The 7,868-nt window shown below is 65.3% G+C and carries 4 protein-coding genes and 3 pseudogenes; 5 read left to right on the top strand and 2 right to left on the bottom strand.

From position 1 onward, the window contains the following. Positions 1-209, top strand: a pseudogene (locus tag ACLJQZ_RS37720) (IS630 family transposase); the annotation flags it as partial. A 486-nt stretch (positions 210-695) separates the two neighbouring features. On the opposite strand, the gene ACLJQZ_RS37715 reads toward ACLJQZ_RS37720, so the two are convergent. After that, the gene (locus ACLJQZ_RS37715; protein ID WP_410625165.1) at positions 696-1,505 is read right to left on the bottom strand and encodes a hypothetical protein; all 810 of its coding nucleotides are present in this window, start codon (positions 1,503-1,505) and stop codon (positions 696-698) included. Between the two features lie 309 nt (positions 1,506-1,814). Here ACLJQZ_RS37715 and ACLJQZ_RS37710 point away from each other — a divergent pair, with 309 nt between their 5' ends. From ACLJQZ_RS37710 to ACLJQZ_RS37695, 4 genes and pseudogenes are all read left to right on the top strand, one after another. Further along, complete coding sequence (locus tag ACLJQZ_RS37710) at positions 1,815-4,331, top strand: ATP-binding protein (RefSeq protein ID WP_410625163.1); 2,517 nt, start codon at positions 1,815-1,817, stop codon at positions 4,329-4,331. Positions 4,332-4,945: 614 nt separating this feature from the next. Then, positions 4,946-5,236, top strand: a complete 291-nt coding sequence (locus ACLJQZ_RS37705; RefSeq protein ID WP_410625161.1) for a transposase — start codon at positions 4,946-4,948, stop codon at positions 5,234-5,236. Positions 5,237-5,327: 91 nt separating this feature from the next. Continuing rightward, positions 5,328-5,510 (top strand): annotated as a pseudogene (locus tag ACLJQZ_RS37700) (IS3 family transposase); the annotation flags it as partial. A gap of 26 nt (positions 5,511-5,536) precedes the next feature. Beyond that, positions 5,537-6,115, top strand: a pseudogene (locus ACLJQZ_RS37695) (IS3 family transposase); the annotation flags it as partial. A 563-nt stretch (positions 6,116-6,678) separates the two neighbouring features. Here ACLJQZ_RS37695 and ACLJQZ_RS37690 read toward each other — a convergent pair. Then, the gene (locus ACLJQZ_RS37690) at positions 6,679-7,863 is read right to left on the bottom strand and encodes a hypothetical protein (protein WP_410625159.1); all 1,185 of its coding nucleotides are present in this window, start codon (positions 7,861-7,863) and stop codon (positions 6,679-6,681) included. Positions 7,864-7,868 lie beyond the last annotated feature (5 nt).

The following is a 7,868-nucleotide window of genomic DNA, read 5'->3' as shown; positions in this document are numbered from 1 at the left end:
GCCCGCAGGACAACCCCGTCGAACGCGTCTGGGCCGGACTCAAACACCACATCGCCAACACCGCACCCACCACCATGGCCGACCGACTCCGCCAGACCCACGCCTACTTCCGCAACCGCACCACCGAGCAAACACTCACCACCGCAGCACCCTGGACCAGCCCCTGGCTACCCGAGAATTTCGGACAAGACTTCTGGCCAGGTGCTTAGCGCACTCAGGGCGAGAACACCCCAACGGCTCGTGACGTGCTCCAGGACCAGACGGGCCGGGCATGTGCGGTCATAGACGTCGAAACCCGGCGTCTGCAGTCGAGACCTTGTTGTCACTCTCAGTCACCGCTCTAACTTACTTTGAAGTGGGTACTTCCGAAACGAAAGTGTTCTCCTTAGCGTAGTAGGCGAAGCGATCACTTACGACCTCTCGACCGCGAGAGCGCCGGGATCCCGTTCAGATCTGGTTCCGATCTGCCGATCGAGTGCAGTGAGCCATCGATCGTGGCCGGCTGCGCCTCGGTGGCGACGAGGCGGTGCCTTACCGATTGGAGTAGAATGTCCGACCTGGAGCAGAACAAGAATATCGTCGTTGACTACTACCGGACCGCGTTCAGTGGCGACCCGGAGAAGCGGGCACCGTAAATCTGTCGAGGAATTACTCGGCGGGCCGGTCATCGGCAAACTGCGTAGTCCCTCGCTGATCTAGGCTTCAGTGCGGTGCACGTTACCGTGCATCCGGCCGATCTGGATGGCCGTTCCGGCGTGCACGCCCCCGGAGATGACGTTCGTGGTGCCCCCCGCCTCCTCGGCCACGTGGGTGGCCGAGGCCAGTTTCTCCTCGTAGTCGCCGCCGATGCCCCGCCGCAGCAGGTCACCGCTGGGGTTCGGCACGTATAGGTAAACCGAGCCGCGGTACTCCTTCACCTCGACGTTGGTGGGCACGACGCGGGTCTTGGGCAGCGTTGCGTATCCGGCAGCGAGCACGTCATCGAAGATCCGCTGGGACAGCACCACCGCCAGAAAGGTCTGGTCGGGATCCGACGCGCTCAGCACCTGCCGCACCGGCACGGAATCGAGCAGCCGGTGGGTAGTGATGACCGCGGATCCCACGGCGACCGCCGAGCTGACGGCCGGATCGGCCGCGCGCATCGGCCCGACGTTCGGGCTCGCGCGCATCCGCAAGCGCACGTGGCGGCTGGTCGCCCGCAGACGGGCGTCCCGTTCCGCGAGTACGGCTTCGAGCTGGTCGAAGACCTTGGAGACGACGGCGGGCAGGTAGCGCGGGTCGAACCCGATCCCGAAGCCGTCCCCGGTGCCGTGCGGGAACAGCGCGTGATCCCAGACTTCTTTCAGCCCGGCTCGCTCGAACGCTTGCGCCACCGCGTCAGGGATCAAGGCCGCCAGCTCGTTCTGGGCCGCGTCGGAATTGCTGCCGAAACTCTTGGCGTCGACCACGAGCAAGGCCCGGTAGGGCGGGAGTTCGGCGAGCCTGTCGTCGGGGGCGGCGGTCATGACTTTCCTTTCGTCCGTCATCTCTTGCCGGGGTCGCCGGCAAACTTGGACTCCACCAGGATGCTCGCCGACCACAGTTCCCCGCTGAGGGTACGGCCACCCGGGTCGCGGCGTGATATCAGCGAACACCGTGAAGCACGACAGTTCGAGGTCAACCCGCGTCCACCTGACGAGACGCTGTCGAGCAAGCGGCCCATTCGACACACCGGGACAAGTAAAACCGATCGGCGGTATGGGCGGCACGCCGTTCGCAGATAACGTCGAGATGCGCGTAAAGGTCATCGATACGTCAGACGGCCAGGGGACGCCATGACGCATTCCGCAGATGTCGGCAGGGTACGGAACGAAGTCTCCGGCGTCATCGAAGGTCTAGTGGTGCAAGCAGGCGTGATTCACGGCGGCGTCCACATTCACCAGCCGGTTCCCGAAAACGCATGGCACTCCCGGCTGATCATGACACCGATCCTCTCGATGCCCCGTGACAGTGTGGCGTTCACGGGCCGGCAGGAGGAACTACAGGACCTGATCGACTCGGCAACCTCCGTAGGCTCTGCGCCCGTCGGAAGCGGACTTTTCGCGGTCGATGGCATGCCCGGCGTCGGCAAGACGGCCTTCGCGATACACGCCGCGCACATGCTGGCGGACCGTTTTCCGGACGGCCAGATCTTCCTGCCCCTGCACGGCCATACCCCCGGCCAGCGTCCGGTCGACCCCGCGGCGGCGTTGGCGTCCCTGCTCGCGGCGACGGGGGTCGACGCCTCCGCGATGCCCGTTGGCCTCGACGACCGGGCCGCGCTCTGGCGTCACCGGATGACGGGAAGAATCGTTTTGCTCTTGCTCGACGATGTCCTGAGCCGCGAGCAACTGCGGCCGCTGCTTCCCGGGTCGGACACGTGTGTCGTCCTGGTCACCAGCCGGCGAAGGCTGGAAGGCGTCGACGATCTGAATCCGATCTCATTGGGAGTGCTGACGCAGGGCCAGGCGGCGACGCTGTTCTCCCGGCTCTCGCGCAGCCGCGAGGACGACCCGGACGCCCTCGCCGAGCTCATGGAATTGTGCGGGTACCTGCCGTTGGCCATCAGGCTTCTGGCGGGCCGGCGCCGTCACCATCCCTCGTGGACCCTGCGCTACCTGGTCACCAAGGTCGCTCGGACGAAGGACCGGCTCAGCGAACTGCGTGCCGAAAACCTCGCGGTGGCCAGCGCGTTCCAGCTCTCCTACGACGACCTTTCCCCGGGGCAACAGCAGCTGTTCCGCAGTCTGGGCCTCCACCCCGGCACCGACATCGACAGCTACGCCGCAGCCGCGCTCGACGGAGGTCCGGTGGACACGACGGCGGACCGGCTCGACGCGCTCTACACCGACAACCTCGTCGACGAGCTGTTCCCCGGCCGCTACCGCTGTCACGACCTCATTCGCGAGTATGCCTGCGCCCTGACCCGTGACGACCCCGCCGAGGACAACGACCTCGCCCTCGATCGGCTCCTCGGCTACTACCTCCACTGCGCGACCTCCGCCGGCTCGCAACTACCCGACCATCGCGCGGACAAGGCACTTCCACCGCTTCCTACCGGTCATCTCCCGGATCGGCTCCCCGACCTTGAGACGGCGGATTCCGCGAGGGACTGGCTGGATTCCGAGCACGTCAACATCAGTGCCTGCCTCAGCCGAGTAGCCCCGAATCAGCCTGTTCGTTCGTTGTATCTGGCCGACGCGGTGCAACCGCACCTGGAATTCAGGGGGCATTGGGCGCTGGCTTTCGCCATGCAGCGCACCGTTCTCGACGCCATCCGAAGCACCTCCGGTAAGCGAGAGATCGGGGTTGCCCTCACCAACCTCGGCCGCATGCAACGGCGGACTGGCCATCACCGGGAAGCCGAGCAGAGCCTGACCGAGGCGCTCGCGATCCATGTGCAGGTCGGCGACGAACTCGGACAGGCGAACGCCTTGGCCAACCTGGGCACGGCGCGGGCAAGGCTGGGCAACTACACCGAGGCTGCGGACACTTTCACCCGCGCGAAGGAGCTCTACGAGCGGCTCGGTGACCAACTCGGTCGCGCTACTGCCCTCAAGGACCTCGGCGAAGTTCAGATCCTGGTCGGCGACTACGACACCGCCACGGAGACGCTCACACTTGCCCACGCCACGAACATCGCTGCCGGAAGCCGCCGCGGTGAAGCAAATGTGCTCATTGGCCTCGGCCGCATCCAGTACCTGACCGGCGACTACTCGAAGGCCACCGAGACACTCAACCGGGCCTACGCCCTGCACTCGGAATCCGGTGGCCGCCTCGACGAGGCGAACACGCTTGTGGCTCTCGGCCGCGTCCACTATTTGACCAGCGAATACCGGCTCGCCGAGGAAGCGTTCACGACGGCTCACGAGATCTACACGGATCTCGGGCACCGGCACGGACAGGCGGCGACGTACAAGAACCTCGGCCGCGTCCGGCGGGTCATCGGCGACGTCTCAGCAGCTGTCACGCTGCTGACCCGCGCACACGATCTCCACGTCGAAACCGGTGACCGGAACGGCCAGGCCGAAGTCCTCAACGACCTGGGGCAGCTGGAAAAGGACCGCGGACACCTTCCTGAAGCGACCGACCTGTACGGCCAGGCCCTGAAGCTGACGCTGGAGACCGGGTCCCTCCCGCAGCAGGCGATCGCCTTGGAGGAGATCGGCCGCTGCCGCGTGGAAAGCGGTCATGTCAGCGAAGGAGCTGGCCACCTGCGGGAAGCTCTGGGGCTTTACCGGCAGTTAGGGCTTCCCGAGACAACCAGTCTCGCCGCATTTCTCGATTCACTTTCGACACGCCCACACAGGTGAACCACCCCTTTGCGGTCCAGGCACCTATCGCTGGTGCCGCCACCAACGAGCTGACACCGATGCAGGGCTGTGCGGCGCACACCACATCCTATGCATGCAGCGGCAGGCCGACGAGTGGATCGGAGTGCCCGGTCAGGTGCCGGTCCGGGCTCTGCCCGGGGGTGAGGACGGCGGCGTGCTCGGCCGCAACCTCGTCGAGGGCTGCGTGCTCGACGCTTGGCGAACAGCACCGCGATGTCGTACAGCTCCTCGGGGGTGGGCTGCACGTTCGGCACCGCGTTCTCGAGGCGGTCGACGGTGAACTCGGAAGTGCGGTGGCTGGGCTGCGACATCGTGTCGTCCTTCCTGGACTGGCCATGGACCTGATAACCGAGCTGGGTGGCCGTGGCATCGTTGTCCGGGGCGGTCGGTGGTTTCAGCAGAGGACGGCGACTCCCAGCGGTCGTGGGCCGGCGGTGTCGGGGGCATGAAGACGGCCACCGCGTGATCGACTTCAAGGTGCCGAACCGAGGCCAAATCACAGCTGCAAGAACGAGAAGTACGTCTCTGAGCTTCCCCCGGTTGTCCGGACACCTCACCTGAGGTGACCGCCGGTCATCAGGGAGGATGCTTCGATGCCTGCACCACACCCGCCTGAGTTCCGTCAGCGTGCCGTTGAGCTGGCCCGCCTCGGCGACAAACCGGTCGCCGCGCTGGCGAAGGACCTGGGCATCAGCGAGTCCTGTCTGCGCAACTGGATGGCCCAGGTCGACGCCGACCAGAACGGTTCTGTGACCCGGCTGACGAGCGTGGAGAAGAAGGAACTTGCCGAGTTGCGGCGCAAGAACCGGCAGCTCGAGATGGAGAATGAGATCCTGAAACGGGCGGCGGCGTACTTTGCGCGGGAGAACATCCTCCCAAAGTAAGTTTCCCGCTGGTCCACGAACTCGCCGCGGACGGCATCGACGTCGCGATGGCCTGCCGGGTATTGAACGTAGCCCGTTCCGGATATTACGAATGGCGCGACCGGCCGCCCTCACCCGAGAGGAGGAGAACGCGTTGCTACTGAAACACATCGAACAGATCCACATCGATTCGCGTAAAACCTACGGTTCGCCGCGGGTGCACGCCGAACTCACGCTGGGTCTGGGTATGTCGGTCAACCTCAAACGGGTCGAGCGGCTCATGCGCGAGGCCGGGATCCAGGCCTCTACCGGCGCCGGCGCCACGTCACCACGGTCCGCGACCCGGCCGGGCAACCCAGCGCCGACCTGGTCAACCGCCAGTTCACGGCTGACATCCCGGACCGGTTGTGGATCACCGACATCACCGAACACCCCACCGAGGAAGGCCGCCTCTACTGCGCCGCGGTGATGGACGCCTATTCCCGGCTCATCATCGGCTGGTCCATCGCCGACCATATGCGCACCGAACTGGTCACCGACGCTCTCGGCATGGCAATTATGCGCCGTCAGCCTGACGATGGAAAAACCATTCTACATTCCGACCATGGCTCGCAATACACGTCATGGGCATTCGGGCAACGTCTCCGCGCTGCCGGACTGCTCGCGTCCATGGGCACTGTCGGCGACTGTTACGACAACGCCATGATGGAATCGTTCTGGGGGACCCTTCAGATTGAACTTCTCGACTCGAAAACATGGAAAACCCGTGACGAACTTGCCAACGCCATATTCGAATGGATAGAGTGCTGGTACAACCCGAAACGGAGACACTCCAAGATCGGGATGCACAGCCCCGCCACGTTTGAGGCCATCAATCAGCCACCAGGCGCGACGACCTGACCCCACACCCGCCGTGTCCGGCGAACGGGGGGAAGCTCACCTCGCCGTCACGGCCGCGATCGCCCCAAAAGCCCTGGCAGCGGCCTCATCCCAGCCACGCTTGGCGAGGTCAAGCGTCTCCTGGCACACTTGATCGCCACCGTTCCCCAACGCGCCGTGACCTGGGCCTGGTCCCATTGGCGAAGGCGCCACCAACACCGCGCCAAACAAGCCCACTACCAGCGAAGACGCACAAAAAATCACGAAGTGCTGCTGGAGTACTAGGACGACCGACGATGCCATGCCGAAATCTCCCAGCCCAGGCGTGAGCCCGAGAGTTGTTTCTATGGCACGCATTTCCTTCTCCGTGGACGGTATCAAGGTCCGCATCGCCCGCAAAAGCATCGAAGCAGGCGACAAACTCGGCCAGCGCCACTGAGTGATCGAGCGAACCATGACCTGCTTCACCGGATACCGGCGCCTCACCCGCAAAGCCGGCAACTTCCTCGCCTTCCTCCCTTGAGTGCATCGAACTCACAGGGAAGTTTATCCGGGGAGCCTTCTCCGGACGTCCGGAGTTTCTCTTATTTCGCTTGGAAATTCTCGACGATGCCTGCCGTTTGGAGAGCGTTGGTCATTTCCCAAGATCCGGCGAAATCGGTTCTGGTGGTGATCCGCCGGTGGATGACCGCAAGCGGCCCGAGTCCCGAAAGCACAGTGACCAGCCGAGGTAGCAGGCGCACGCCTAGCTGGCCTACCGGAACGACTCCGATGCATTCGGCGGCGAGGCGGGACGGCTGGAGGGCGGTGGGATCGCTGAGGACTTCCATGGTCGGGGCATTCGTCGCGCACGATGCGGCCTCCTCCGGGTCCCCCAGTAGGATCGTCAGGTCACTTCCGCCGATCACGAGACGGGTCGTCTCCAGCCGATCGGAAGCGGCGTAGCAGAGGTGATCCGGGTGTGCGCCTCGAGAGCGCGGATAGCGAAGCCGGAGGCTCGCCAGCGCCGACATCGCTCCCTCGATCGTCGTGCCCGGCTGTACCACGTAGCTCACCCGATCGGCCGGCAGACGCAACGCGGCGACATCCTCCTCCGACTCGACGACGACGCTGCGCTCCGGCGTCAGAGCGAGCAGGGCGGATGCCTCGGCGTGGTCCCGTTGGCCGATGATGACCACGTGATCACCGCGGTCGGCAAACCTTTGTGCCTCGGCATGAGCCCGGTCTACGTGTGGGCAGGTCGCGTCATCCACAGCCCCGACCACGGAGTCGACCGCGAGTGCCATCGTCATCCTGGCGCCAGAGGTACGCCCACGTTGAGCGGGGACCAGGTCGATCCGCCGGCGGCGGTGGTCCGGTGTCGCGCCGGCCGCCTCGTGGGCGTACGGCGAGGCCGTGCAGGCATCCTGGATGTCTGCCACCATGACGCGGCGCGTTCGCCACACGGCCGACCACGTCATGATCACTTCGCGAACGGCGGCCAGTCCCGCTTCGTCGGTCTGATGGGCCGCGGCGGCCAGCCCGATCGCGTGGCCGTCCGGATCGATGTACGAGGCGGCGAACAGTTCGCCCTCGCCGCACGCCGCCAGGCGCAGGCACGACGTTTCCCGAACTCGGTGCCCGGCCCGGCGCAAGCCGGCCACCACCAGCGGGGCCGCCGGGCACCACACCGGGCCGCGAACAGGATGGATGTAGCGGTGACCGACGAGGATTTCTCCGGCAACTGTGCCGACAGCACGGAATTGCCGACGTTCTACGGATCTGTTCATGACAC

The organism is Amycolatopsis sp. cmx-8-4 (assembly GCF_046548675.1).
Lineage (GTDB): Bacteria > Actinomycetota > Actinomycetes > Mycobacteriales > Pseudonocardiaceae > Amycolatopsis.
Note: the sequence above shows the minus strand (reverse complement) of the source record. Positions and strands in the feature narration are given on the sequence as shown.

Excerpts from the sequence above, each read along its gene's own strand:
- ACLJQZ_RS37715 (WP_410625165.1), bottom strand. The coding sequence starts at position 1,505 with ATGACCGCCGCCCCCGACGACAGGCTCGCCGAACTCCCGCCCTACCGG.
- ACLJQZ_RS37710 (WP_410625163.1), top strand. The coding sequence starts at position 1,815 with ATGACGCATTCCGCAGATGTCGGCAGGGTACGGAACGAAGTCTCCGGC.
- ACLJQZ_RS37705 (WP_410625161.1), top strand. The coding sequence starts at position 4,946 with ATGCCTGCACCACACCCGCCTGAGTTCCGTCAGCGTGCCGTTGAGCTG.
- ACLJQZ_RS37690 (WP_410625159.1), bottom strand. The coding sequence starts at position 7,863 with ATGAACAGATCCGTAGAACGTCGGCAATTCCGTGCTGTCGGCACAGTT.